The following is a 24275-nucleotide window of genomic DNA, read 5'->3' as shown; positions in this document are numbered from 1 at the left end:
TACTCGTCATGTCCGACTATTTGCTTGAAATGAACAACATCGTCAAAGCCTTCGATGGCGTCAAAGCGCTAAATGGTATCGATATCAGGATCAAGCCTGGCGAATGCGTTGGCCTGTGTGGCGAGAACGGGGCCGGCAAATCGACCCTGATGAAAGTACTGTCGGCCGTCTATCCATGCGACACCTGGGAGGGTGAAATCCTCTGGGACGGCAAGCCGTTGCGGGCAAACTCTATTGCCGAAACCGAAGCGGCCGGCATCGTCATCATCCACCAGGAGTTGACGCTGGTGCCCGACCTCAGCGTTGCGGAAAACATCTTCATGGGGCACGAATTGACACTGCCCGGCGCACGCATGAACTACCCCGCCATGATGCACCGTGCCGAAGCGCTGATGCGCGAACTGAACGTGCCCGACATGAACGTCGCCCTGCCCGTTTCGCAATACGGTGGCGGCTACCAGCAACTCGTGGAAATCGCCAAGGCGCTGAACAAGAAGGCGCGCCTGCTCATCCTCGACGAACCCTCATCGGCGCTGACCCGCTCGGAAATCGATGTGCTGCTGGACATCATCCGCACACTCAAAGCCAAGGGCGTCGCCTGCGTCTACATCTCACACAAGCTCGATGAAGTGTCGGCGATCTGCGACACCATTTCGGTGATCCGCGATGGCAAACACATCGCCACCACCGCCATGGCCGACATGGATGTGTCCCGCATCATCACCCAGATGGTCGGCCGTGAGATGAGCAATTTATATCCCACCGAACCCCATGAGATCGGCGAGGTGGTGTTCGAGGCACGTCACATCACTTGCTACGATGTCGACAACCCAAGCCGCAAGCGGGTGGACGATATCTCGTTCACCCTGCGGCGCGGCGAAATCCTCGGCGTCGCCGGGCTGGTCGGTGCCGGCCGCACGGAGCTGGTGTCAGCGCTGTTTGGTTCCTACCCCGGCCGCTACGAAGGCGAAGTCTGGCTGGATGGCAAACCCATCGACACCCGCACACCGCTGAAGTCCATTCGCGCCGGTTTGTGCATGGTTCCCGAAGACCGCAAACGCCAGGGCATCGTCCCGGACCTGAGCGTCGGGCAGAACATCACGCTCGCGGTACTGGATAATTTTTCCCACCTCACGCGCATCGACGCCGAAGCGGAACTGGGCAGCATCCAGCAGCAAATCCAGCGCATGCACCTGAAGACGGCGACCCCTTTCCTGCCCATCACCAGCCTCTCCGGAGGCAACCAGCAGAAAGCCGTACTGGCCAAAATGCTGCTGACCCAACCTCGCGTGCTGATCCTCGACGAACCCACCCGCGGTGTGGATGTGGGCGCCAAATACGAGATTTATAAATTGATGGGGGCACTGGCCGCCGAAGGCGTGTCAATCATCATGGTGTCATCGGAGTTGGCCGAGGTCCTGGGCGTCTCTGACCGAGTGCTGGTGATCGGCGAAGGGCAGCTGCGCGGCGATTTTATCAACCATGAACTGACCCAGGAGCAGGTGCTCGCCGCAGCACTTAGCCAGCCGAACGGGCATGACCATACTGATCGGAAGTCTGCGTAAATGATGCAGGTCAAACAGCTATTCACGCGCTACAAAATACTCGCCTTGTTTCTCGCCGTTGCCCTGATCTGGCTGTTTTTCAGTTGGCAGACCGAAGGTGGCTTCCTGACGCCACGCAACTTGTCGAACCTGCTGCGGCAGATGTCCATCACCGGCATTCTCGCCTGCGGCATGGTGTTGGTGATCATCAGTGGCGAAATCGACCTCTCGGTGGGCTCGATGTTGGGCTTGCTCGGCGGCGTCGCGGCTATTCTCGATGTGGTCTACCACGTGCCACTGCCGCTCAACCTCGCCATCGTTGCGCTCTGCGGCTTGCTGATTGGCCTGGGCAACGGCTACATGACCGCGTACCTGCGCATCCCTTCGTTCATCGTGGGCCTGGGCGGGATGTTGGCGTTTCGCGGCGTGCTGCTGGGCATCACTGGCGGTACCACGATTGCGCCAGTGTCGGCCGAGCTGGTTTACGTCGGCCAAGGCTACCTGCCGACGCTGGCCGGGGTGATTCTGGGTGTGTTGCTGTTCGGGTTGACCTTGTTTTTGACCTGGCGCCAACGCCGCAACCGCGCCTTACATGGCTTGGCGGTGCCGTCGATGCTGCGCGACACCGTACGCGTAGTGTTGATCGGCCTGGTGCTGGCGGGCTTCGTCTACACCCTCAACAGCTACGATGGCATTCCCGTGCCCGTACTGCTTCTGCTGGTGCTGCTCGGTGTCTTCAGCTACGTGACCAGCCAAACCGTGTTCGGCCGACGCATCTACTCGGTGGGCAGCAACATGGAAGCCACGCGCCTGTCCGGTATCAACGTGCAGGCAGTCAAACTGTGGATCTTCGGCATCATGGGCGTGATGTGCGCTCTCGCCGGCCTGGTCAATACCGCACGCCTGGCTGCCGGCTCACCCTCCGCCGGCAACATGGGCGAACTGGACGCCATCGCTGCCTGCTTCATCGGCGGCACCTCCATGCGCGGTGGTTCGGGCACTGTCTACGGCGCACTGCTCGGAGCGCTGGTGATCAGCAGCCTGGACAACGGCATGTCGATGCTCGACGTCGACAGCTACTGGCAGATGATCGTCAAGGGCAGCATTTTGGTTCTTGCTGTCTGGGTGGATGTCAGCACCCGCAGTAGCCGTCGCTGAGCGACAACAGGAAGCTTTTGACCCAAAATACGGTGGCGCGCCAGGGGCCTGCCACCTGATTTAAAGCCCGCCCCTACCAGGCCGGATAACCGCCATCGACGGTCAGACTCGCACCGGTGACGAGAGCAGTCTTGCCGGTGAAACGTTGCGAGGGGACGTGCATTTCTCAAACCTTTCAGTTGATTGATCTACGACGGGCCGCCTGTCTACCAACCCGTTACAAACGCCGGGGGATCGCCAAAAAACACTAATAAAATAGTTAATTTTCAATTACTTATGAATGATTCGATTCCAGCTTCGGCACCATCTATATCAAGGACTTGCCGGGGAAACCTGATGCAGGCCCTTATTCTTTGCTCCGCAATATTGAAACCTGCTCCGCAACTCCCTCCTACGGCGTCCTGAACCTGCATCTGCGCAATTGAGACCCGATCAAAAACGCTTGTCTGCACAGATCGTTACTGCACCGGCAGGAAGTTCATCAACAGCAAACTTTGCGCGTAATTGAGCGCAACGCGTCGGTAACGCTCATCGAGCATTTGGGTCAACAGGTCCAGGCGCGCGACTATCTTGCCGAACTCAACGGCGAAACTGAGGTTGCTGGCCTCCTCCGATATCTCATTGGAGAACAACAATAAAACCCCATTGGCATCCTGACGCTGGCTGAGCAGCCAAGTAGCCTTCTCGATATTACGCGCAGCATTGCTAACGAACTGCGGATTGATCGAGTTCGTCATATAAAACTCGGTCCGCCCGCCGTGTGCGGTAACGAGCATGCTGCCGATTGCGTAGATAAAGGCCCCAACCCGGTCGCCGCGAAACTCAGGGCTTAAGGAATAGCTCAGGGCCTCTAGATCGCGACGCTCCCCTAGGGCAGGCAATGGTCGACGAAGTTCGATGGCCTGGCGGACTTCCCGAGCAGCGCTGACAGCATCTGGATAACCCGATTGACGCCACTGGCTAGGGTTACGCAGATAGAGCTTGCTCATTAGCAAGTACAGGCTTTGCAGATTGTCGTGCATGCCCAGGGTAGCCATACGATCAACGCTGGTTTGGAAGAACTCATCAGGCTTGCCATCACTGAACTGCCTGGCGATATCGCGCCCCTGCTGCTGGCTGCAACCGAGGGTGCAGAGCATGAAGACTGCAACCAGCACGAGCGGCCGACGCATCCATCGAGTGACAAAAACAGGCAACGTACGATCCATCGACACCAAATCTGGTTCTTCTGCCCACGCAGGAAATTAGCGTGATCGGGACAGACATAGATCGAGAAAATGAAAAAAAGTGCGATGGGGATGACCAGATTATTGAAATGAGCACCCGCCAAGCCTCGTAACAAAGCCCAGCCCGCCCGCTGGCTTTTTGCTTCGTGGAAGCCATCACCCGAGGGGTATCAAAACAACCAATCGGCGAAATATAAACTTTTTGTAGCCTGAGGAATCAACAGTACTAGGGGGGTACTCAAATCGGGATACCACCGTTTTATGGCATTGCACTAAGTGGTGGCATCCATACATGGGTTCTGTAAGAACCCAGGAGTCATCATCATGAAGTCCTTACGCTTACTTGCGTTTTCTGGAGCCGCCCTGGTCGTGCTGTCGGGGTTCCCTGCAATGGTATCGCACGCTACCAGCAGTGAGCCGATCGATACGTCAGCCGTGCAACTTGAGCAGCAACAGCAAAACGGTATTGCCTATCTGTCCGGTGGTATTGGTCTGGACGAGTCGCGAGCCATTCAGCAGGCCAAGGGATACACCCTCCACCTGACCTTTTCCACCGGTCCAGGTAATGAATACGTGCCTGATGTCGATATCGCGATTCAGAATATGCAGGGGCACTCACTGCTGACGCTGAGCAAGGTCGGCCCCATTGTCTACGTTCAGTTAGCACCCGGAAAGTATGTGATTGTCGGGACTCGCAATGGTCACGAACATCGGAGTGTCGTTGAACTTAAAGGCGGGGCTGTTCAGGATCTGAATCTGCACTGGAACGATGCCAAATAATCGCTGATTGTTGAAATCAAACGCTACAGCTCACGAGAAGCCCGCACCCGATGCGGGCTTCTCGTAGCTGGGTGTACAGGTGGCAGCCTCATCACTTTTCCCAGACAAAAAACCGCTCAATAGCGGGCATTCCCGTTGAGTTCTAGTAGGCAGTCGGAGTGAAAGAAAAACTGCTGCCATGCTGGGAAATTCTACGACGAACCAGATCTCCCGGTTTCACTTCAACTTCTGACTCGATGATTCTTGAGTGTCCAAAAAGCATGTATTTCGACACCCCAAGAATGTGCTTACCGGGAGCCAAGCCAAATCTGGCGACCTCGCCCGGGTGAAACTCAGCAGCAGGTTTACCATCGATATTAAGGATAAAGCGGACCTCAGAACCATAGATCCCCGAATCTCTGGTCACCACTAACTGAGCCGCATTCTTTTCGGTGAACGCATACAACCTTGGGGCGGGTACTGGGTCAGCATTTTCGGTAGATATGGGTGATGTAGAACACCCGCTGATGGCAACTAGCAATAACGCTCCGATTAAAGCCCTCATAACGTTCCCTCGTAATAAAGTCGCGAGACTCTACCACCTGCTAATTGGGCTGAGCGAGGTATCTGATCTTCCCTGCCTTCCTGGCTGGGCCACGCCACTCAAGCGCACCTACTCCTCCAAGCGCCCCGTAGCGTCACGATCGCCCTCGTATCGCCTGATGAGCGGAAACGGCGGCAACCAGGATTCGCGACGGACGATCCAGCTTTCGTAGGTTGGTATCAGTTGGTTCGGGGCATCCAGAGATCCCAGGTTCACTTCGATTTCATCGTCGGTGCGGGCGAAAACGGACGAGCCGCAGCGGGGACAGAAAAACCGTCCGGCGTAGTCACGTGTTGCGCCATTGATCGTCACCGCGTCCTGCGGAAACACCGCAGACGCGTGAAAAAGCGCCCCATGATGCTTGCGGCACTCAAGGCAGTGACAAAGACCGACCCGGTAGGGAGCCCCCGTCGCCTCAATCCGGACGTCGCCGCACAGGCAGCCGCCCGTGTATCGGTCCATGTTGCAGCTCCTCCCACATCACACGCTCGAAATACCTACGACGCCAGGGCCGCTTCGATCTTAGCGATATCGATCTTTCCCATTTCCATCATGGCATCGAAGGCGCGTTTGGAGGCCGCTCGATCCGGGCTGGTTATTGCTGCCATTAGGACGCGCGGCGTGATCTGCCACGACAGCCCCCACTTGTCCTTGCACCAGCCGCAGGCGCTCTCTTGACCACCGTTGTCGACAATCGCATTCCACAAGCGGTCTGTTTCAGCCTGGTCGTCGGTTGCGACCTGGAACGAGAACGCCTCGTTGTGCTTGAACACCGGCCCGCCGTTCAACCCGAGGCAAGGGATGCCCATGATTGTGAACTCGACCATCAATACATCGCCCTCCTGGCCCGCCGGATACTCGCCAGGCGCGTGATGAACGGCGCCCACGACGCTGTCGGGAAAGGTACGAGCATAGAAGGTCGCCGCATCCAACGCGGTACCCTCATACCAGAGACAAATAGTGTTCTTGCTGATCATATGGATTCTCCAACTGCCACTTGGGAAAAAACAGGCCTCTAATAGAGCGTGTCTGCGAAAATACCCTGCCTAAGAAAAGTAAGTCATCACCGCAATGACGACAGAGACCCAGGCCAGGGTCAACAAAAACGATAGCGCCCCCAGTGTTTTGCCCATCACTCATCCCCACGCCATCGATCTTGCCCAGAGCGGGTTAAGAATAGACAAGCCCGAAGCCCCCCGCCTTAAATCTCCAGTTCACCGTGAGGCTGACTGTCCGACACAGACACTGATGGGTAACTATCAGGATCAGGCCAAGCCCCGTCGCTGAGGCATCGCCTGAGCATCTGATACGCTTTTTTCTTCATCACCTGCATCTGTATCGCACCCCAGCGAGCAGCGATAATAAACCCACTCCCGATACGCCCGTGGAGCGCGACTGGAACCCTCCTGTCGTCCCTTCTTTTCGGAGGCCTTATGGCTAAGATGGCATTTTTTCTATTTGGATTTTTAGCGCTGACCATCGCAATTGGCTTGCTCGCTACCATTTCGCCGGTCTAGAACCTCACTTCATCCTGCGAAAAACATCGGGTACAGCGACAGCACCAACAGCCCTGCCATGGAAAGGTTGAACACCCTCAAACAACGCGGCTCGCGCAACAGATTGCGCAAGCCGCTGCCGAACCCGGCCCACACACAGACGCTGGGCAGATTGACTTGGCCCCGTACAGCTGCGGGTGAATCAGGGAGTACACTTTGCCGCTGCCCTGCGCCGCCACCGGAAAGCAAAAACAGCCTGCGCCTAGTCTGATATCTTTAAAATTTCCGAGAAGTCCAAGATGCCCTTTACCTCCAAAACCAGTCTCACCGCCTCGGCAGAGGATCCCTATCTGTGGCTTGAAGACGTTGAGGGCACCGAGGCCCTGAACTGGGTACGCGCCCAGAATGCCAACACCCAAGGCCGTCTTACACAGTCCGATACCTTTAAACAAACCGAGTCCGAGCTACTGGCAGTGCTCGATTCGGACGTCAAGATCCCCTATGTGCAGAAAATCGGCACGCACTATTACAACTTCTGGACCGATGCGACTCATCAGCGCGGCCTTTGGCGCCGAACCACGCTGGACGAGTTCCGCAAACCCGAGCCGAAGTGGGAGACAGTGCTCGACATAGATGCCCTGAATTTGGCCGAAGACGAGAACTGGGTCTGGGGCGGCGCCGACTGCCTGCCGCCGGACTACCGTCATTGCCTGATCACACTGTCCCGTGGGGGTGCCGACGCGCATGTCGTTCGTGAGTTCGACCTGGTCGACAAACAGTGGGTAAAAAACGGCTTCCAATTACCCGAGTCCAAGGGCGGAACAAGCTGGATCGACGTGGACACTCTCTACGTCTTCACCGACTTCGGTGAGGGCACGTTGACCCGGTCGGGCTATCCACGCATCGTGAAACAGTGGACACGCGGCACCCCGCTCAGCGCTGCCAGCCTTGTCTACGAAGGCCAGCCTGAAGATCAATATGTCTATGCCGTGCACGATCACACGCCTGGCTATGAGCGTGATTTCGTCAGCCGTGCGCTGGCGTTTTACAGCGACGAACTGTACTTGCGTAGCAAGGACGGCAAACTGACCAGGATCGACGCGCCCGACTCAGCCAACAAGTCAGTACACAAGGACTGGCTGTTGCTGGAGCTGCGCGATGACTGGGACTTGGGGACGGTCTATGCGTCCGGTTCGTTATTGGCGATCAGGCTTGATGACTTCCTCGCAGGCCAGCGCCATTTCGAGACTCTGTTCACGCCAACCAACAGTACTTCACTGGTCGACAGTACCTGGACCAGGAATCACTTGGTACTGAACGTACTTGATGACGTCAAGAACAGCCTCAGCGTACTGACCCCGAGCGAGACTGGATTCAAGCGCAGCGGATTCGACGGGGTACCGGACGTCGGCTCAGTCGATGTCTACGCGGTGGACCCTGACGAGAGCGACGCGGTGTGGCTCAACACCACCGACTTCCTGACCCCGGCGTCTCTGTCTCTGGCCGAGATCGGCCATCTTCCGCATGTGCTGAAGACCATGCCGACGTTCTTCGATTCGAGCACTATGCTCGCCGAACAGCACTTCGCCACCTCCGCCGACGGCACCCGAGTGCCGTACTTCCTGGTACGCCCAAAGGCTCTGCAAGCGGACGGCACCACGCCTACCCTGCTCTACGGTTATGGCGGCTTTGAGGTCTCCCTGACGCCTTACTACTCTGGTGGCCTGGGCCGTGCATGGCTATCGAAGGGCGGCGTCTACGTGGTTGCCAATATCCGTGGTGGGGGCGAATACGGTCCGCTCTGGCATCAGGCGGCACTGAAAGAAAACCGTCCACGCGCCTACGAAGATTTCGCGGCTGTCGCACAGGACCTGATCAATCGCAGAGTCACGTCGCCCCAGCACCTGGGTGTGCAAGGCGCAAGCAACGGCGGGCTGCTGACCGGCAATATGCTGACCCAGTATCCGCAGCTTTTCGGTGCGGTCGTGGTTCAGGTGCCATTACTCGATATGAAGCGCTATAGCCACCTGTTGGCGGGTGCCTCGTGGATGGCCGAATATGGCGATCCGGATCAGCCACACGAGTGGGCCTACATCCAGAAGTTCTCGCCGTACCATTTGTTCGATTCGAGCAAGGTCTATCCGCCAGTGCTCTTCCTGACTTCCACACGCGATGACCGTGTGCATCCGGGGCATGCCCGCAAGATGGCAGCGAAGATGATTGAAGCCGGGAAAGACGTGACCTACTACGAGAACATCGAAGGCGGACACGGCGGCGCTGCGACTAACGCCCAGTCAGCGAACATGGATGCCCTGGTTTATCAGTTTTTGTGGGAGCACCTGAAAAAGAACTGAGACCTATAAAAATCGCTAATGCGAGGAAACGTACATAGAGGGCGTGGACGGCGCGGGCAATGCATAGGTCGCCTTCATCCACTCGATCTCTGCGTGAGGTGTTCGCCCAAAGAAGCGCTTGAACTCGCGGCTGAATTGCGAGGCGCTTTCATAGCCTACATTGAACGCCGCCGTCGACGCGCTCATCGCATTGCGTAGCATCAGTAACCGCGCCTGGTGTAAGCGCGTCGACTTCAGGTACTGCATCGGCGACGAGTCCGTCACGCTACGAAAGTGCAGGTGAAAGCTGGGCACGCTCATGTTTGCTTCTTGGGCAAGGGACTCCACATCCAGGTGCTGCTGGTAGCAACTGTGAATCTTGCGGATCGCGCGAGTGACCTTGCCGAAGTGACCTTGACGGTTAAGCGCGGCACGCATCGAGCCACCCTGCTCGCCCGTCAGGATGCGGTAGTAGATTTCCCGCACCAGTGACGGCCCCAGTATTTGCGCTTCGCCCGGACGACTCATCACCTCGAGAAAGCGCAGCGTCGAAGCCCGCAGCAAATCGTCCATCGGCGAAGCGTACATGCCCTTGGGCTGGGCATCACTTGGCCCGAGCGCTTCATCCACTTGCAACATCAACTCGCTGGCCAGTTGTAAGTCCAGACGCATGTAAACCGCCAGCATCGGCTGCATCTCGCTGGCGTCGGTTTCCATGGTGAACGGAACCGGCACGGACACCACCAAGTAATGCTGGGCGTCATAGACGTAGATGTCATCGCCCAGATAGCCGCGCTTGCGCCCCTGGCACAGGATCACGATACCCGGGTCATACAGCACCGGCGTGCGAGTCAGTGGCCGATTCGAACGCAAAAACCGGATGTCCTCCAGCGCGCTGAGATTGTAGCCCTCAACGGGCGCAAGCTTTTCCATCAACTGCACCATGCGTGAGGTGCATAAGTCGGCCTGATTCATTGACGTCCTCTTTGTTAGCGGCTCAACCGTCGGTGGAACGGGTCAGCGCTTCCCATTGATCAATCTCACTAAGCACACGATTCAACTTGTCACGTACCAGCCCCAGTGCGTCACTGCCCAATAGCAAATGGGCCGGTGGTGCCTCGCTGGCAATCACCTGCAACATCGCTTGTGCAGCCTTCTGCGGGTTGCCAAGCTGTTTGCCGCTCTTCTCTTCGCGCGCTTTGCGCACCGGGTCGAAGCTGGCGTTATAGTCGGCAATGCTCCGTGGGGTGCGCTGCATCGAACGACCGGCCCAGTCAGTGCGAAACGAGCCCGGCGCCACTGCGGTCACGAAGATATTGAAAGGCAGCAGTTCCTTGCTCAGCGTATCGGAGATACCTTCGAGAGCAAATTTGCTCCCGCAGTAGTACGCGATCCCCGGCATCGTGATCGTGCCACCCATGGAGGTGATATTGAGGATGTGCCCGGCACGACGCTTACGAAAATAAGGCACGAACGCCTTGATCACCGCTACCGCGCCAAACACGTTGACGTCGAACTGGCGACGCATCTCCTCAAGCGGCGATTCTTCGAAGATGCCCTCATGACCGTAGCCTGCGTTGTTGACCAACACGTCGACCGGGCCGTGTGTGGCTTCAACGGCCGCTACTACGCTGTCGATCCGGGCAAAGTCAGTCACATCCAGGATCACCCCATGAGCATGATCCACAGACAGCGCCTCAAAGGCCTGCAAAGCCGCTTGATTACGCACAGTACCGATGACGCAGTGGCCTGCCGCAAGAGCTTCCTGTGCCAGCGCCTGGCCGAAGCCACTGCTCACCCCTGTGATGAATAGGGTTTTCCTGCTGTTCATGGCGAACTCCAATAAGTCGGTAGAGCGCCATGGTATCTATCGAAAACCCGGGCACCTATGCCGGTTTGTCTTCCAGCATTGCCTATTCCTATCAGAGCCAATCGTTAAACAGGCACGGTTACTTTAAGGAGGATACTGCCGGTTCCAAAAGCAAAACCGTAGCCGGCCCGGCTCGGAACGTTGGGTTGTGCTTGGCGGCCTCCAGCATATGAGGTGCCAGATGATGAGCATCGAGTGCTTTCCTGGAGGCCCACTTCTCGATCAAGACAAAGCTGTCGCTGTTACCGACTACAGGGTGCAAGTCATATTGAATGCATCCCTGTTCAGACCTGACCAAAGGCGCCAGCTTCTCAAAAGCAGCCAACTGGTCCGAACCTCGACCTGGCTGGGTGTTGATAATGACGACAAGCCGGACTTCATCGAACATGGATAACACCACTACAGGTTAGAGATAGATAAGCACAGTACGTCATCACGAATGTCAGACGCAAAATGATCGGTACTTGCTCCACGAGCGGTCCCCTGCCGTCATCGCAATAATCAGGATTTTCGCGAGTAGGCCGCCCATTTCGTCATGTCTTCATGCGATATGTTCCCGCCACATACGACGAGGCCAATGACAGCATCTACAGGGAGCCTGGGCGCTGTAGCAACTACTGCGGGTATTAGGGCCCCAGACGCGAGCTCCACCCATTGCCTTGCGTCTTCCCCGAAGGAAATCATGCCATTGATAGCCTCCTTGTCAGATACGATCACTATCTCCTCTACATAGTGTTGAGCATGAGAAAGCATTACTTCACTGATGATCGGGACACCAAGCGTTGAGATGATCGAGCTAATCTCGACGTCAATTGGTTTGCCGGCTTGCAGCGCCTGGTACATGGAGTTCGCGCCGAAAGTCTCTACGCCCCAAATACGGATATCGGGTTTGATAGATTTTAGTGCTGTAGCCACTCCTGCCAGCATTGCCCCGCCTCCGACAGCAAGAAAGACGTCAGTGAGTGAAGGGCAATCGGCAATGAACTCAAGAGCAAGCGTTCCGTGGCCCTCAGCTATCAGCGTGTCGCTGCAATCGTCGATAACCAGATACCCCTCGTCCTCCAAAGCTTTGGCCCGGGCAAATGCAGCGTAAACATCACATTCAACAATGACAGAACTGCCAGAGGAGCGAATTCTTTCAATCGAAGACGACGGCGCACTTTGAGGCACGATGACAGTTATATCCACGCCGAAGCTCTTTGCGGCCTCTCCTATCGCAATCCCAAAATTGCCCCCGCTTACCGCTACGAATTTTGCGCTGCTTAAATCGTCTTGGGATGCCGAGAACTTATTGAGCACGCCGCGCGCCTTGAACGAACCGCCAACCTGCATGTTTTCGAGCTTAAGAAACACAGGCTTTTGAATCTTCTCGGCCAATAGAGCGCTCGAAACAGTCGGAGTGCGAATCACCGATCCATTTATCCGCTGCGCCGCCATCACTATGGATTTGAAATCAATCAGATCTGTCATTTGCGGCCGATACCCTAAAATTGAAATTTCGGGAGGCCGCCCCTGAACGGGCGCCCTCTCCTTTCCCTTTCACATCCGCCTCACCGTCGAGCACACTTCTCAATGGATGGCGCACATCAGTTGCCAGAGAGTAGCCTTCCAAAGTACAAGCCAGCCCGGCGCGGACTTTTTTTCTTTGCCTGCTAAACTGACCCCATCCTCGAATGGAATCGGCACTATGCCTAACCAGCACTCACTCCCTGCTGTACTCGAAAAAATCTACGAAAACCAACTTGCCTTGGAGGCTGCGATCATGGAATTGGCCCTTGCGATCGAGCGCCAGGGCGACGAGGCTGTCGGTGAAAACGTTCGTGAAGCGCTATCTACGATCGGGAAAAACGTTGGGCACGTAAAACAGGCCTTGGAGAAACTCAAGATGGACGCTCGCGACAAGTAACTGCCAAAGTAACCTTTGTATTCTTCCCTTTACACTTCGTCGCCATCTGATTGATCAGTAATCATTTGCAATGCAGACTGCCGTGGCTGAAGGAACAGTGCTCACTCGACGAAAAGGCTGAATCTGTACAGCCATTAATCACCTCAACTCATGAGCTCCCCTTCGCCGGTTTCTATCCATGAGACATGAAGATGTCATCCCCCCATTACTCAAAGCGCTCAACGAAAACCAACTCGCATTGGCCGCTGCTATCGAAGAATTAGCCAAATGGGTCGGTGATCGCGGCTCCGTAGACACCGTCACGAATGTGTATGGAGCCCTTGAAACGCTCACCCATAACCAGGCGTTCATAGACCTGAGTATCGCGTTGATGATGGAGCCAGACTGATCCACTGGATTGCAGCAGCGACCAGTCTTGTGCTCGATGTATCCCCCTGGGTCAGGTCAGGAAATGAAAATCCCCGCGCCATTCAGTTGGGTCATACCTACGCCCACCAGCATCACAGAGTTTTCGCCAAAGGACAGTACGGTGTTGTCCTCAACCGTCGAGGCATGGGAGCGGTAATCGTAGTCTTGCCCCAGGCCCGGAACACCCATGAACACAAGCTTATCGCTGGCCTGGCAGCCTTCGATCCGATCGTTGCCGAAGAACCCGTTGAACAGGAAGGTATTGCTGCCGCCTCCCGAGACCATCAAGTCGTTGCCGGCCCCACCGACAAACACGTCATTACCCTGGTTGCCAATCAGGTGATCATCGCCGTCCAGGCCAAACAGCCAGTCGCCGGCGGCATGGGCGGTGAGGACGTTGTTGCTGGCATCACCTTTGGCCGAACTCGCGTACTGCGTTAAATCGGTTCCGGCCAGCAGGCCGTTGCCGGTCACCTGATAAGTGATGTCATGTGAGCCCCATGGGATGGAAGTCCATGGGATATAGGAGGTTTCCTTGCTCACCAGCGCACCGATATCCCGGGTCAGACTGATGCCGCCATAGGCGTCGTTGATGTACAGCGTGCCGTCACCATCGTTGGCAAAACTGAAGGTAGCCAGAGGCTTTTGCAGTTCGAAGACGTTATCGCCTTTGCCGCCCAGCACGACGTTGTAACCACCGTCATCGCGGAACCGATCGTTGCCTGCGCCACCTTCCAGGAAGTCATTGCCCGCCCCGCCCTTGAGCAGGTCGTTGCCCTCAGTGCCGATGATGAAGGTATTGCCGGTGTGCTTTTCAGCGTAGCGATTCAAGTCTTGCACCCAGGTAGTTCCACGCGTGGCGTCTGACAGGCTGGAGACAACGATGGTCGAATCCTTGCTGGTCAGGTCGTAGAAGTCTGAGGCCGCGATACGCCCCAGGCCTTGGGTGTAACCGTCCAGAGAGTGGGCTTTGGCGACGCCCCAGTTAAGGCTGTTGGGAAAATGCGCCGAGGCCGAGGCGTAGTTATCAGTAAAGCTGACGAGGTTGTTGGCAGCCGAGTCCCAAGCCCTATCGTTACCCCACAAGAGCGCCGAGACATTGATGCCTTTGCCATCGATGGCCTTGAACACCGGGTCATTTTCATAGCCGATATTCAAGACCTTGGTATCGCCCGAGCTTTGAGTGGGTGAAGCAAAGGTTACGTAATTGGCATCCTGATAGAAGCCGTCCCAATGATCGCGGCTCAAGGTCGCCAGGCTGTTGGCACCCAGTGCGCCAAGGCTATGACCAGTGACCAGGATGTCCTTGCCGGTCAATCCTTGGCTCTTGGCATAGATAGCGACGTTATCCAGCAGGGTGTTAAAGGCCAGTTTGGCGTAGTCGGTGGCGTACCCGGGGAGTACGGCGGCGGCCAGATCGCTGGCCACGTCGCCCAGGCCATCCAGAGTCAAACCAAAGGAGGTACCGCGGAACGCGATCCCCATGGCAACTAGTTTGCCAGCGCTATCGTATTGTCCCAGCACCTCGACGTTGGCAGAAGGCGCCAATGCTGTCTCGCCCCAAAAGGTGCCTTGCTTGTCCACTTTCTGGGTCACACCCAAAGCTTGCGCACCGATAGGTGCCCAGCCACCGGTTGCCAGAGGTTGGCCGGTGGAGTCATAAGCGTACTCGGATAAAGCCAAGGCGTCGTTCAGCAGCGCCTTTGCGTGCTCGCCCGTCATGCTCTTGTAATCGAAAACACCCATGCCCTTTTCCCTTTTCGGATGGCTTTGTATGCGGCCTCACTTCGGATAGCCGGGATAGATTGGGGCCGGGGGCGAGAGGACTGTCAATCGTTACCTAAAAATTGAATAGCCGGCTGGGTGATTCATCACTAACCCACCTTCGTGGGCGTGAGGGGCATTTCTTGCGACTCATTGACGAGCCGCGTAACCCCCTCGCCTCCACCTTCCTGGGTCGGGTGACAGCGGTCACTGCTACGGCGCCTGCCATCGGGATAGACGATAAAAGCCCCGCCGTCCTTGCCACACTCAAACAGATACACCGGCGACAGTTCTCGCGCTTTATCAATACGCGCATTCAGGCGAACGATGTACGTACCCAGTGAAACCGTTACACAAATAATCAGCACCACACACAACATCAATTGATTGGCGTAGCTGACGCCGACGTCATCAGAACGCACTGGCGACATAATACGGCCCTGCCCGCTCGGCGCTCTGGCCAACCAGAAACCAGCTACTCCCTCCCATGCGCACCAACTGCGCTCCCGACGGCAGGACGCCGGCCATCAGGCCGAGGAAAATCAAGGCCAACAGGATTCCTTTGACCATCGAAGACAGGTTCATGACTGTGACGAGCTCTGGATAAGAAGAGCCTCAGCTTAAACAGCGAAGGGTTAACATCAGGTAAACATCAACAGAAAGCAGTCCGACATCCGCTATCCTTCGGACCTCTGAGCGACAAGTGTCCAAGGGGACGTTCCCGTGCATATTCACCTGCTGCTGGTCGAGGACAACCTTGATCTGGCCATTACCGTCATCGAGTACCTGGAAATCAGCGGCATCGGCTGCGACCACGCCAGCAATGGCCAGGCCGGCCTTAGCCTGGCGCTCAAGCAGCACTACGATGTCATTCTCCTGGATATCATGTTGCCGCGGCTGGACGGTCAACAGGTGTGCGAACAGTTACGCCAGCAAGGCAGTCAGACGCCCATCCTGATGCTCACCTCGCTGGATGCGCTGTCGGACAAGCTCGCCAGCTTTGCTGCGGGGGCCGACGACTACCTGGTCAAGCCGTTCGAACTGGCAGAACTAGTGGCCAGAATTCGCGCGTTGAGCATGCGGCGCAGCGGCCAGGCCAGTCGTCTTCAGGTCGACGACCTGGTCATGGAACTGACCACCCGCAAAGTCAGTCGCGCCGGGCAGGAGCTGCATCTGTCTCCCATCTGCTGGACCTTGCTGGAGTGCCTGATGCGCGCCAGCCCCGAGCCGGTCACCCGAGAACGTCTCGAAACGACCATCTGGGGCGACGAGCCACCGGACAGCAACAACCTCAAAGTACACATGCATCGACTGCGCAAGACCGTGGACAAACCCTTCGGCCAGCCCCTGATCCATACCCTTCCTGGCGTCGGCATACAGTTGACATCACATGCGTAACGGCCTGAGCCTGAAGTGGGTGATCAGCGGCAGCTTTTTGTTGCTGATCGCCGTGGTTCTGATTATTTACAGCAAGCTGCTGCCCATATACACCGTGCGCGGCCTGCTCTACACCGCCAGCGCCATGATGGAAGAAGAAGCCCAATATTTCGTCAGGCACTACAAAAAGGACCCAACCACGCTGCCGCCGCACAACTACTTCTATACCGGCGTCATTGGCAAGGACGCGTTGCCGGAGAGTATCCGTCAGGTGGTGGACACACCACCGAGCCTGTCCTTCGGCGCTGTCCATGTCTTCGGCGACCTGGACTCCGATGACGAAGATTCGGAAGTCCGGGTGATCCTCACCCAGGCCTTGGGGGACGGCAAGACCCTCTATATGTTCGACGTCGACCACGACCATGAAGAAGGCGGCGAAGTCGAGACGCCGCTGTCTGATGCGTACTTCGACCAGGAACTGCGCGGAATCACTTTCATCAGCCTGGCGGTGTTCGTTCCGGCACTGGTTATCATCGCCCTGCTGGTCTGGTGGCTGGTCCGGCCGCTGGGACGGCTGGCCCAGTGGTCCACCACGCTGAAGAACCCGGACGTGTCCGGTCAGCGTCCTGATTTCAGCTTCAAGGAATTCAACATTCTGGCCGACGCCCTGGCCCAAAGTGTGAAACAGGTGCAGGCAGCCAGCCTGCGTGAAGGCCGCCTGTTGCGCTACACAAGCCATGAACTGCGCACCCCGCTGGCGGTGCTCAAGGCCAATATAGAACTGCTGGCCCTGCAGTCCGGCGGCGTCCTGCCATCCCCCCTGCAGCGTATCGAACGCTCGGTGCTGAACATGCAACTTATCGCAGAGACCTTACTGTGGATGAGCCGCGAAAGCCCCGAGCCGCTGCCGGAGGAAGACATCGACCTGAGCGAACTGGTGGGCGAGCTGATTCAAAAACACCGTTACCTGATCGGCAACCGGGACATCGAGCTGATTATCGACATCCACAACGAACCTTGTCGCCTGCCCCCCACCGCATGCCGCATCGTTATCGGCAACTTCCTGCGCAACGCCCTGCAATACGCTGAAGAGGGCAACGTGGAAATCAGTTTCAAATACCCTCAATTACGCATAGCCAATCACATCAGAGAGGCCAAGCAGACACAAGAATCCAGCGATTTCGGCTACGGACTGGGACTGGAACTGATGCGCCAGTTGTGCGCCAAATTAGGCTGGCACATAGACGTCGCCATCGAACAACAACGCTTCACGGTCACGCTCGAGTTTGCGGCCTTGCCTGCGGCCCCCTAAGCCGCCTCTGGAAACCACGTGGAGTAATGCATCTCAAGGACAGGCTTATCCGTTTCAGGGTAAATTCGACCTGCACTCCACTCCCCATTTCACTTAAGGATGAGCAACATGGCTAATGATCTGGAGCAGTCAGGTTCCACCACTACCACCCAGACCACCACCTCGCTGGAGCAGGTGAAAACCGGGCGGGTTCTGAATTTCAACTGGGCTCCGAACGCCAACACCACGACCACCATCGTCTCGGCGGACTTCGTCGATTACCGGGTCGATACCACCCAGGGCAGCCCCACGGGGGACAGTCACTCCATTGCACGATTCACCTATGCCCAGGGCAACGGTGGCGGGCAAATCAGTCAGTTGTTTCTCGAAGAGATGCGTGCCGGCGTGCGTGCCAACACCCAGATCGGGCTGTTGGTGGGCCGCAAATGGGTCCTGGACCCTAATGGCGAAGCGTCGGGTAGCGTGGGCACCTATGTGATCGAGCAATTTGATGACATGCGTGCCAGCGTCAACTACATCGGTACCTTCGCACGGGTCTTCGCCGATCCACGGATGGTCAGCTACCACGCCGGTGGCCACGTGCACCCCAACGTTTCGATCACCGCCAGCCAGGCCCTGACGATGGCGGACTCGGGCAAGTCGATCCTGGTGATCAGCAACACCGACGTCACTCTCACACTTGGTGACGATGTGACAGAAGGGTTCAAGGTCACGTTGATCCAGGCTGCTGCCGGCAAGATCAACATTGCGGTGTCAGCCAGTCATGTGATCTACAGCAACGCCGGCTCCCGTACCCGGACGCTCAACCCACTGGATGAGCTGGAGGTCAGCACCTTCCCGTTCGGCCCGGTGTACCTGGCCTTCCGCGTCAGACCCACCGCCTAGTAGCCCACCGGGGCCTGAATGGGATCAGGCCCCTGCCCGCTTGAAATTACATTCGAATTTCGCGCCAATCGGCCAACAGAGCCCGCATCTACATCCGCAGTTCACCGCCCGGAGCTGATCCGACGCCAAACCAACTGAGCTGTTTTCATCGATCCATTGAACGACATGGGTGTAACTGTCGCCAAATAAAGTAAGTCTTCATAAAGGCTTGCGCTGCGCACCTGTCGTTGCCCGGCCCAGTTTGGAAAAAAGCTGACCGCCATCTCATGCTCGAGAACGCCTGTTCTCTCATCGAAATGGTAAGGCCCGCTATAAGCGAGATAGGTTTTGCCAGAGGCCATGTATTCCGCGCCGGTTCCCAAGTACATATCATTTGACCGAAACCCGTCGCGGGACGTAGTGCAAAGCTGCGCAGACATATAGCCATCAGCTGTATACAAAAGGATGCCCTGCGGATCAGGCCCCATGGGAAACGACTCTACCCCGGTTGTTGAGTTGGTTTCAGTGAAGGAAAGCAATGCCCACGCGCCAACAAGCGCGTCTTTAGTTAAAACTTCCATATTTCGCCCACGCTCCTTGTTGACGGTTCACTCACAACCACAGCCTAGGACAGCAAAAACAGAAGTGCAAAAATCGCGCCTCCGCTGCCCTGAAGCCCCATCGCATCAGCCTCCGATCCTGGTCAGATCAGATCGAAAAATGCCTCATGGATGCGCGGCGTCGTACCGTTCACGGGCAGCATCCAGAACTGGAAAATGATGCTCGGCCCAGCGATCGAGCGCAGTCAGCGTATCGACCAGTGAGCACGCCACAACGGACAGTCGATACTCCACGTGGGCAGGCTTCTTCGCCAATTCCCGCCGCTCAATCAAGCCATTGCGTTCGAGTTGCCTCAGTGTCTGCGTCAATACTTTTTGGGAAATACCCCCAATCCGACGAAGCAACTCACCGTTACGCATCGGCTGGTGAGTCAGGGCAGGCAATATCAACATCACCCACTTGCCGGAAATAAGCTCCAATGCATCACGAGCGGAGCAGTTGCTGACATAAACATCCCCAGGAAAAGCCATGGTAGTTACCTCAAAGTACGTAATTGCCAGGATGATTGACCAGGCACAGCATCACGACGTCACTTGAGGAGAAATGTCGTGCGAATACTGATCGTTTTAGCTCATCCGGAGAAGAAGTCCTTCAACGCCCATCTGGCCGAAATTACACGGCAAAGCTGGATGGAACGGGGGCATGAAGTCACCGTTCTCGACTTGTACACAGAAGACTTCGACCCGCGCGAAGGTAGCTGGCATTACGAACATAGGCAAGATGCCGACAAGTTTGACCCGATGCAGGAGCAGCGACACCATTGGCAACGTCAGCAATTGCCACCCACGACCCAGCGCCATATCAACCTGCTGCTCCAAGCGGACGCACTGATTCTTCATTTCCCTTTCTGGTGGTTTGGAGCTCCAGCCATACTGAAGGGATGGATGGATCGAGTGTTTGTCTATGGAGGTCTGTATCAGAGCAGTAAGCGACATCAGAACGGCGTGATGCGAGGGAAAAGAGCTTTGCTTGTCTCCACAGCGGGAGCATCGGCACAAGCCTGTGCGCCGAATGGTCGTGACGGTGATATGCGCTTGCTGTTATGGCCAGTGATGTATTCGCTGCATTACATTGGGTTTGAAGTGCTGGAACCGCATTTGATCCATGGTGTTCGGGGCGGACTGTTCGCAGATCAAGCTGAACAACAACGAGATGAATTGAAGCGAGCAGTAGGTGACTACCAAGCGAAGATTCAACAATGGGGCGACTGGCCACTGGTTTCGTTTAATCGTGATGAGGATTTCACCGAGAGCCAGGTTTTGAAACCTCAAGCCCCGGTTCACAGCCCGTTTGTTCGGCATTGTGAATCTTGACGTATGTGTTTCACGCAGACCCGGTGCGCTAGGGCTGACGCACCGGTGCTGCGTCCGGCTGGCTGAAAAGGAAAAAGCCATATGCGGTTAAAGCCCTCTCTGGTCGGCCTGGCGCCTACCGTTCCAACCACTGGCAGTACAAACAGTATGGTTGTCACTCAACCCTTCGAGTTATATTTTCCCCCTCAAATCGGAGTGTATGAATATGAATATCACCATAAAACTGCGAGAAGGAAATGGAATGTCCCACGAAACAGCGGGCTCGGTAGTGGAGATGTGGGACGTATACCAAGGCGAGGCTATCGTAGGTGTCTATCACAATAAAAATGACGCAATGAAGTACAAGGAGTTACTTGAAAGCGGAAGACTGGAAGAGCTGAATCGCGCCAAGAAATAACAAAGCACCTGATGCCGAGTGAGGAGCCCCCCTTGATCAGCACAGGATTACACTCCCCTAGCCATATGCCCTGCCCCTAAGCGCTATCAGTCCTGGATCGCCCATGACTGACAGACGCTCACCGTCGCGACCATCGGCCATTCATTAGTAAGGGGCGAAGCGTTTGATGCAGATGCAGAAGACGTGAATATCTACCCTTTGGCCCACGAGATAACCAAACCGCTGGCGTTAGTCGTCTTCGTATCATCACACGCACAGACGACGAGTCAGATCATTCAGAAGCCATCGGCCTGCTTTCCCTAAAGAGCGATTTTGCATGTGCGCTGCGTAGATCGTGAGTGTGTCCGGTGTGCGCTGAAGCTCGGCGGTTAACTCAAGGGGTAGGAGGCGTCCTGAAGCCAGATGATCTGCAATCAGATGCTCTGGCATTCGACACCAACCGAACCCGGCGAGCAAAAAATCCAGCCGCCGTGCCAAATCTACAAACCGCCACTGGTGACTGCCCGTCACCCCATAGCTGGGGCCGTCGGGAGAAACCGGATCGGAAAGTACCAGTTGCACATAGGGCTTGAGGTCTGCGCTTGTTGCCCGACGGCCTAACGTAGCCAGGGGATGCCCGCTGGCCACGACTGGCCTCAAGTCGACGCTGAGCAGCGGCAGTGCCGTGACATCGTCGGGCACTGTCGGAATCAATGTACAAAGTGCCAGTGCCGCACCGCCGTTGCGTAATCGGCGCTCTGCGCCGCCTAAGCCTTCTGTAGAAAAACTCACTGCCAGATGCGGAAATGCCTCACGAAGAGCGCGCAGGCTTTCGATGAGCGGTGCGCTAGGGACTAAAGGGTCTATGGCAAGAGCCAACTCCGGCTCAACCCCTGCTGCCGTACTCGCGGCCATGGCTTCAAACTGGGCAGCGCTCGCCAGCACCGCGCGCGCTTGAACCACTAGCACTCTACCGACCTCAGTGAGCGTTGGACGATGGCCGCTGCGATCAAACAGCCTCACACCTTGCACTGACTCAAGTGTCGCAATCGACTGGCTAATGGCAGATTGAGCACGTCGCAGGTGACGTCCCGTTGCCGAGAAACTGCCTGTATCAGCGATGGTTACAAGGATCCGCAACTGATCCAAGCTGAGATTTCCGATCATAAACCATCACTTAAACAGATGGACTCGATCATATTTAAATCACTCCTGCGTATGGATTGCTTTGGGTAGAGTGTGTCGTACATCGCCTAAGGCGACAACGCAAAACACACCGCCGCGTTACCGCGCAGGAGTTACTTTCATGTCCAGGCTTCTCACCATTGAAACCAGCTCACGTGGGGATGCTTCAATCTCCCGGCAGCTCACTCGCCGATTTGTGGCCGCGTGGGAAGCTGCACACCCAGGCGGCACCATCAAAATACGGGATCTGACGGACACTCCACTTACGTTCGTGACGGCCCCCTGGTTACAGGCTTACTTCACCCCAGAAACCCAACATTCGCCTGAAATGAAAAGCGTGTTGCAGCTATCCGATGAACTTGCGGCCGAGTTGCTGGAAACCGATCACGTGGTTATTTCAACGCCGGTCTACAATTATAATGTCCCTGCGGCGCTCAAGGCGTGGGTGGATCACGTGGTACGTAAAGGCCTGACCTTGGGCTTTGATGGTAAAGGGCTGGTGACCGGCAAAAAGGCAACGGTGCTGCTCGCCTCGGGAGGTGTATACACCGACGACTCCCCGATTAGAGAGCGTGACATTGCGACCCACTATTTGAAACTGATCCTGAACGTCGTGGGTATCACGGATGTGACCTTTATTGCAGCCGGCGGCGCTAAAGCGGTAGATCTAGGACAAATCAGCATGCCCGATTATCTAGATAGATTTGATCATCACATTCAAAAGTCGGTGGTTTAGACAGTATTTTCCCTAGCCCATGCGAGCCATCGGTTCGTAACGTTGACTGTAAGGGTGTCCCAGATGGCATTGCACCGGCACAGGGTTGTAGATATCAATTTAAACCTTCAGCCTCATGGACTTCTTGGTTTTTATATTGATTGACAATGAGCTATTAAAAAATAAAACCTGAAAGTATCTCTCAACGCAGCTTTAACGCTTCATTAATAAGTGATGTGGGATCAATGGCATAACCCTTTTGCCCAAGCAGTTTATAAAAATTCTTATCACTATTTTCAAACACTGCTAAATTCGAGGTTTTGATACCAGTTTTATCCAACTCTTGCAAAAGAAAATAAACAACATCGCCTTTTGCCCATACCGTTTGTTTGAAGTTAACGCCACTCTCATCATCCGTGCTGAGTTTTGTAACAGACGGTGCACCCATCTTCTTCTGGATCGCCCCAGCGAACTGGCTGTTCTGTGACTGTGAATAAATCCTCAACTCATACATTGATAGGACTTCCCCATCTTCAGAAAAATGAAAAACTATCTTGTTTTTCATATCTTCAAACTCACCGGCAAGAGCCAATCCATTGTAATTCAAAAAACCAGGCGAAGAGCTTTCTGTCCTTTCATACCCAAACAAGGTTTTCTCGCCCGATGAAACCGCATCAATGCCGGCCAGCTTATAAATAGATTGAATACTTTCTTTAAACGTAAGATTTGCCAAATCCAAACCAACAGAAACGGGATTGGAACTTTGAATAGCATTACTCCCAATATCCACATCATTATTTTTTGAAAAGCAAACCGGCGTAATGACGGATAGAAGAATGAAGAAGGCAATTTTTTTCATGCCTGTTTACCTCATAAATAGTTATTAAAATTGGTTTTTTAGAAAAGTGATGATCAATTAAGCATACGGAATCGCCAAGGTCAAAAGCTCCGATCCGTACAAAGGCCTTCCGTGGCCGCTAATCTGCCTAAGCGTGTATATGAACCTCATCCGAGGAACTGCAAGACGGCCAGATCAGACAACGCCGTAGCACACACAAATCTGGCGCCAGACCAGTAACACGTAACCCCTTCCCCGCCTCCGGTGACCGAAACCTCGCAGGAGATGGCTTGCAGTGAATGGCTGTATAGCGCCGAGGACTTGTTGCGCGGTTCTGACGTATCTTTCCGGCGCCGTTGGTACGCACCGCGAAATAATGAAATAGAGAATTTTGGCACGATGACACTTTCCAGCAGGCAATAAAAAACCCCGTAGACGCTAATCTACGGGGCTTTTAAGAGTGGAGGCCGAGGTCGGAATCGAACCGGCGTAGGCGGATTTGCAATCCACGTATTTTTTATTATTTAACAGCCACTTAAATAGGATACCGTTCCGCACCTGCCCCGTCATAAAATTGCTGTAAGTCAAGCAGGCCAAGACACCAAG

Annotated in this window: 26 protein-coding genes and 1 pseudogene; 12 read left to right on the top strand and 15 right to left on the bottom strand. The window is 55.7% G+C overall.

The genetic code is table 11. From position 1 onward, the window contains the following. Window positions 1-8 precede the first annotated feature (8 nt). A complete protein-coding gene (gene xylG, locus HKK55_RS09655) occupies window positions 9-1565 on the top strand; it encodes a D-xylose ABC transporter ATP-binding protein (RefSeq protein ID WP_169354445.1) in 1557 nt (518 codons plus the stop codon). Continuing rightward, complete coding sequence (locus tag HKK55_RS09650; protein ID WP_169354444.1) at window positions 1566-2702, top strand: sugar ABC transporter permease; 1137 nt, start codon at window positions 1566-1568, stop codon at window positions 2700-2702. It begins immediately after the preceding gene. Between the two features lie 458 nt (window positions 2703-3160). Here the strand turns inward: HKK55_RS09650 and HKK55_RS09645 are convergent, their stop codons facing one another. Then, the gene (locus HKK55_RS09645) at window positions 3161-3910 is read right to left on the bottom strand and encodes a hypothetical protein (protein ID WP_169354443.1); all 750 of its coding nucleotides are present in this window, start codon (window positions 3908-3910) and stop codon (window positions 3161-3163) included. A gap of 342 nt (window positions 3911-4252) precedes the next feature. Here HKK55_RS09645 and HKK55_RS09640 point away from each other — a divergent pair, with 342 nt between their 5' ends. Next, window positions 4253-4708 (top strand): carboxypeptidase regulatory-like domain-containing protein, encoded by a 456-nt coding sequence (locus HKK55_RS09640; RefSeq protein WP_169354442.1) that lies wholly within the window; start codon window positions 4253-4255, stop codon window positions 4706-4708. A 652-nt stretch (window positions 4709-5360) separates the two neighbouring features. On the opposite strand, the gene HKK55_RS09635 is transcribed toward HKK55_RS09640, so the two are convergent. The 3 genes and pseudogenes from HKK55_RS09635 to HKK55_RS29265 form a co-directional block, all read right to left on the bottom strand. After that, window positions 5361-5753, bottom strand: coding sequence for a GFA family protein (locus tag HKK55_RS09635; RefSeq protein WP_169354441.1), 393 nt, complete (start codon window positions 5751-5753; stop codon window positions 5361-5363). Window positions 5754-5788: 35 nt separating this feature from the next. Then, window positions 5789-6268 (bottom strand): VOC family protein, encoded by a 480-nt coding sequence (locus tag HKK55_RS09630; protein ID WP_169354440.1) that lies wholly within the window; start codon window positions 6266-6268, stop codon window positions 5789-5791. A 549-nt stretch (window positions 6269-6817) separates the two neighbouring features. Then, a pseudogene (locus HKK55_RS29265) lies at window positions 6818-6964 on the bottom strand (LysE family translocator); the annotation flags it as partial. A gap of 122 nt (window positions 6965-7086) precedes the next feature. Between HKK55_RS29265 and HKK55_RS09620 the strand changes: the two are divergent. Further along, window positions 7087-9141 (top strand): prolyl oligopeptidase family protein, encoded by a 2055-nt coding sequence (locus HKK55_RS09620; RefSeq protein WP_169354439.1) that lies wholly within the window; start codon window positions 7087-7089, stop codon window positions 9139-9141. Between the two features lie 15 nt (window positions 9142-9156). Here HKK55_RS09620 and HKK55_RS09615 read toward each other — a convergent pair whose 3' ends face one another. From HKK55_RS09615 to HKK55_RS09600, 4 genes are all read right to left on the bottom strand, one after another. Continuing rightward, entirely contained in the window at window positions 9157-10095 is a 939-nt protein-coding gene (locus HKK55_RS09615) for an AraC family transcriptional regulator (protein WP_169354438.1), read from the bottom strand. Between the two features lie 22 nt (window positions 10096-10117). Continuing rightward, window positions 10118-10951: an oxidoreductase gene (locus HKK55_RS09610; RefSeq protein WP_169354437.1), complete on the bottom strand. Its 834-nt coding sequence runs from the start codon at window positions 10949-10951 to the stop codon at window positions 10118-10120. 118 nt (window positions 10952-11069) lie between these two features. Next, window positions 11070-11378 carry a putative quinol monooxygenase gene (locus HKK55_RS09605; protein ID WP_169354436.1) on the bottom strand — a complete coding sequence of 103 codons (309 nt, stop codon included), beginning with the start codon at window positions 11376-11378 and terminating at the stop codon, window positions 11070-11072. Window positions 11379-11491: 113 nt separating this feature from the next. Further along, on the bottom strand, window positions 11492-12460 hold the full coding sequence (locus HKK55_RS09600) for a threonine/serine dehydratase (protein ID WP_169354435.1): 969 nt from the start codon (window positions 12458-12460) through the stop codon (window positions 11492-11494). Window positions 12461-12677: 217 nt separating this feature from the next. Between HKK55_RS09600 and HKK55_RS09595 the strand changes: the two genes are divergently transcribed. After that, complete coding sequence (locus HKK55_RS09595; protein WP_169354434.1) at window positions 12678-12896, top strand: hypothetical protein; 219 nt, start codon at window positions 12678-12680, stop codon at window positions 12894-12896. Window positions 12897-13074: 178 nt separating this feature from the next. After that, entirely contained in the window at window positions 13075-13284 is a 210-nt protein-coding gene (locus tag HKK55_RS09590) for a hypothetical protein (RefSeq protein WP_169354433.1), read from the top strand. 56 nt (window positions 13285-13340) lie between these two features. Here the strand turns inward: HKK55_RS09590 and HKK55_RS09585 are convergent, their stop codons facing one another. From HKK55_RS09585 to HKK55_RS09575, 3 genes are all read right to left on the bottom strand, one after another. Continuing rightward, window positions 13341-15050, bottom strand: coding sequence for a polyurethanase (locus HKK55_RS09585; protein WP_169354432.1), 1710 nt, complete (start codon window positions 15048-15050; stop codon window positions 13341-13343). Window positions 15051-15178: 128 nt separating this feature from the next. Further along, on the bottom strand, window positions 15179-15499 hold the full coding sequence (locus tag HKK55_RS09580) for a hypothetical protein (protein WP_237151334.1): 321 nt from the start codon (window positions 15497-15499) through the stop codon (window positions 15179-15181). Beyond that, window positions 15480-15653 carry a hypothetical protein gene (locus HKK55_RS09575; RefSeq protein ID WP_169354431.1) on the bottom strand — a complete coding sequence of 58 codons (174 nt, stop codon included), beginning with the start codon at window positions 15651-15653 and terminating at the stop codon, window positions 15480-15482. The genes HKK55_RS09580 and HKK55_RS09575 overlap by 20 nt, the downstream gene beginning before the upstream one ends. Before the next feature lie 138 nt (window positions 15654-15791). Between HKK55_RS09575 and HKK55_RS09570 the strand changes: the two genes are divergently transcribed. From HKK55_RS09570 to HKK55_RS09560, 3 genes are all read left to right on the top strand, one after another. Next, window positions 15792-16466 carry a response regulator transcription factor gene (locus HKK55_RS09570; protein WP_169354430.1) on the top strand — a complete coding sequence of 225 codons (675 nt, stop codon included), beginning with the start codon at window positions 15792-15794 and terminating at the stop codon, window positions 16464-16466. Then, a complete protein-coding gene (locus tag HKK55_RS09565; RefSeq protein WP_169354429.1) occupies window positions 16459-17757 on the top strand; it encodes a HAMP domain-containing sensor histidine kinase in 1299 nt (432 codons plus the stop codon). Before HKK55_RS09570 ends, HKK55_RS09565 begins: the two co-directional genes overlap by 8 nt. A 108-nt stretch (window positions 17758-17865) precedes the next feature. Next, window positions 17866-18642: a hypothetical protein gene (locus tag HKK55_RS09560; RefSeq protein ID WP_178128837.1), complete on the top strand. Its 777-nt coding sequence runs from the start codon at window positions 17866-17868 to the stop codon at window positions 18640-18642. A gap of 101 nt (window positions 18643-18743) precedes the next feature. Here HKK55_RS09560 and HKK55_RS09555 read toward each other — a convergent pair whose 3' ends face one another. After that, window positions 18744-19202: a lipocalin-like domain-containing protein gene (locus tag HKK55_RS09555; protein ID WP_169354428.1), complete on the bottom strand. Its 459-nt coding sequence runs from the start codon at window positions 19200-19202 to the stop codon at window positions 18744-18746. Window positions 19203-19346: 144 nt separating this feature from the next. Continuing rightward, the gene (locus HKK55_RS09550; RefSeq protein ID WP_169354427.1) at window positions 19347-19712 is read right to left on the bottom strand and encodes a helix-turn-helix domain-containing protein; all 366 of its coding nucleotides are present in this window, start codon (window positions 19710-19712) and stop codon (window positions 19347-19349) included. A 78-nt stretch (window positions 19713-19790) separates the two neighbouring features. On the opposite strand from HKK55_RS09550, the gene HKK55_RS09545 reads away from it, so the two are divergent. Then, window positions 19791-20555: an NAD(P)H-dependent oxidoreductase gene (locus HKK55_RS09545; RefSeq protein WP_169354426.1), complete on the top strand. Its 765-nt coding sequence runs from the start codon at window positions 19791-19793 to the stop codon at window positions 20553-20555. Between the two features lie 205 nt (window positions 20556-20760). Then, window positions 20761-20952, top strand: coding sequence for a hypothetical protein (locus HKK55_RS09540; RefSeq protein ID WP_169354425.1), 192 nt, complete (start codon window positions 20761-20763; stop codon window positions 20950-20952). Window positions 20953-21198: 246 nt separating this feature from the next. On the opposite strand, the gene HKK55_RS09535 is transcribed toward HKK55_RS09540, so the two are convergent. After that, a complete protein-coding gene (locus tag HKK55_RS09535; RefSeq protein WP_169354424.1) occupies window positions 21199-22098 on the bottom strand; it encodes a LysR family transcriptional regulator in 900 nt (299 codons plus the stop codon). 139 nt (window positions 22099-22237) lie between these two features. Between HKK55_RS09535 and HKK55_RS09530 the strand changes: the two genes are divergently transcribed. Beyond that, window positions 22238-22852, top strand: a complete 615-nt coding sequence (locus HKK55_RS09530) for an FMN-dependent NADH-azoreductase (protein ID WP_169354423.1) — start codon at window positions 22238-22240, stop codon at window positions 22850-22852. 181 nt (window positions 22853-23033) lie between these two features. On the opposite strand, the gene HKK55_RS09525 is transcribed toward HKK55_RS09530, so the two are convergent. Next, window positions 23034-23690 carry a hypothetical protein gene (locus HKK55_RS09525; protein WP_169354422.1) on the bottom strand — a complete coding sequence of 219 codons (657 nt, stop codon included), beginning with the start codon at window positions 23688-23690 and terminating at the stop codon, window positions 23034-23036. Window positions 23691-24275: the final 585 nt, after the last annotated feature.

It is taken from the genome of Pseudomonas sp. ADAK18 (assembly GCF_012935695.1).
GTDB lineage: Bacteria > Pseudomonadota > Gammaproteobacteria > Pseudomonadales > Pseudomonadaceae > Aquipseudomonas.
The sequence above is the reverse complement of the archived record's forward strand: the minus strand, read 5'-3'. Positions and strand labels throughout refer to the sequence as shown.

What these genes read in the sequence shown, in the direction of transcription:
- xylG (WP_169354445.1), top strand. Translation starts at nt 9, where the DNA reads ATGTCCGACTATTTGCTTGAAATGAACAACATCGTCAAAGCCTTCGAT.
- HKK55_RS09650 (WP_169354444.1), top strand. Translation starts at nt 1,566, where the DNA reads ATGATGCAGGTCAAACAGCTATTCACGCGCTACAAAATACTCGCCTTG.
- HKK55_RS09645 (WP_169354443.1), bottom strand. Translation starts at nt 3,910, where the DNA reads ATGGATCGTACGTTGCCTGTTTTTGTCACTCGATGGATGCGTCGGCCG.
- HKK55_RS09640 (WP_169354442.1), top strand. Translation starts at nt 4,253, where the DNA reads ATGAAGTCCTTACGCTTACTTGCGTTTTCTGGAGCCGCCCTGGTCGTG.
- HKK55_RS09635 (WP_169354441.1), bottom strand. Translation starts at nt 5,753, where the DNA reads ATGGACCGATACACGGGCGGCTGCCTGTGCGGCGACGTCCGGATTGAG.
- HKK55_RS09630 (WP_169354440.1), bottom strand. Translation starts at nt 6,268, where the DNA reads ATGATCAGCAAGAACACTATTTGTCTCTGGTATGAGGGTACCGCGTTG.
- HKK55_RS09620 (WP_169354439.1), top strand. Translation starts at nt 7,087, where the DNA reads ATGCCCTTTACCTCCAAAACCAGTCTCACCGCCTCGGCAGAGGATCCC.
- HKK55_RS09615 (WP_169354438.1), bottom strand. Translation starts at nt 10,095, where the DNA reads ATGAATCAGGCCGACTTATGCACCTCACGCATGGTGCAGTTGATGGAA.
- HKK55_RS09610 (WP_169354437.1), bottom strand. Translation starts at nt 10,951, where the DNA reads ATGAACAGCAGGAAAACCCTATTCATCACAGGGGTGAGCAGTGGCTTC.
- HKK55_RS09605 (WP_169354436.1), bottom strand. Translation starts at nt 11,378, where the DNA reads ATGTTCGATGAAGTCCGGCTTGTCGTCATTATCAACACCCAGCCAGGT.
- HKK55_RS09600 (WP_169354435.1), bottom strand. Translation starts at nt 12,460, where the DNA reads ATGACAGATCTGATTGATTTCAAATCCATAGTGATGGCGGCGCAGCGG.
- HKK55_RS09595 (WP_169354434.1), top strand. Translation starts at nt 12,678, where the DNA reads ATGCCTAACCAGCACTCACTCCCTGCTGTACTCGAAAAAATCTACGAA.
- HKK55_RS09590 (WP_169354433.1), top strand. Translation starts at nt 13,075, where the DNA reads ATGAGACATGAAGATGTCATCCCCCCATTACTCAAAGCGCTCAACGAA.
- HKK55_RS09585 (WP_169354432.1), bottom strand. Translation starts at nt 15,050, where the DNA reads ATGGGTGTTTTCGATTACAAGAGCATGACGGGCGAGCACGCAAAGGCG.
- HKK55_RS09580 (WP_237151334.1), bottom strand. Translation starts at nt 15,499, where the DNA reads ATGTCGCCAGTGCGTTCTGATGACGTCGGCGTCAGCTACGCCAATCAA.
- HKK55_RS09575 (WP_169354431.1), bottom strand. Translation starts at nt 15,653, where the DNA reads ATGAACCTGTCTTCGATGGTCAAAGGAATCCTGTTGGCCTTGATTTTC.
- HKK55_RS09565 (WP_169354429.1), top strand. Translation starts at nt 16,459, where the DNA reads ATGCGTAACGGCCTGAGCCTGAAGTGGGTGATCAGCGGCAGCTTTTTG.
- HKK55_RS09560 (WP_178128837.1), top strand. Translation starts at nt 17,866, where the DNA reads ATGGCTAATGATCTGGAGCAGTCAGGTTCCACCACTACCACCCAGACC.
- HKK55_RS09555 (WP_169354428.1), bottom strand. Translation starts at nt 19,202, where the DNA reads ATGGAAGTTTTAACTAAAGACGCGCTTGTTGGCGCGTGGGCATTGCTT.
- HKK55_RS09550 (WP_169354427.1), bottom strand. Translation starts at nt 19,712, where the DNA reads ATGGCTTTTCCTGGGGATGTTTATGTCAGCAACTGCTCCGCTCGTGAT.
- HKK55_RS09540 (WP_169354425.1), top strand. Translation starts at nt 20,761, where the DNA reads ATGAATATCACCATAAAACTGCGAGAAGGAAATGGAATGTCCCACGAA.
- HKK55_RS09535 (WP_169354424.1), bottom strand. Translation starts at nt 22,098, where the DNA reads ATGATCGGAAATCTCAGCTTGGATCAGTTGCGGATCCTTGTAACCATC.
- HKK55_RS09530 (WP_169354423.1), top strand. Translation starts at nt 22,238, where the DNA reads ATGTCCAGGCTTCTCACCATTGAAACCAGCTCACGTGGGGATGCTTCA.
- HKK55_RS09525 (WP_169354422.1), bottom strand. Translation starts at nt 23,690, where the DNA reads ATGAAAAAAATTGCCTTCTTCATTCTTCTATCCGTCATTACGCCGGTT.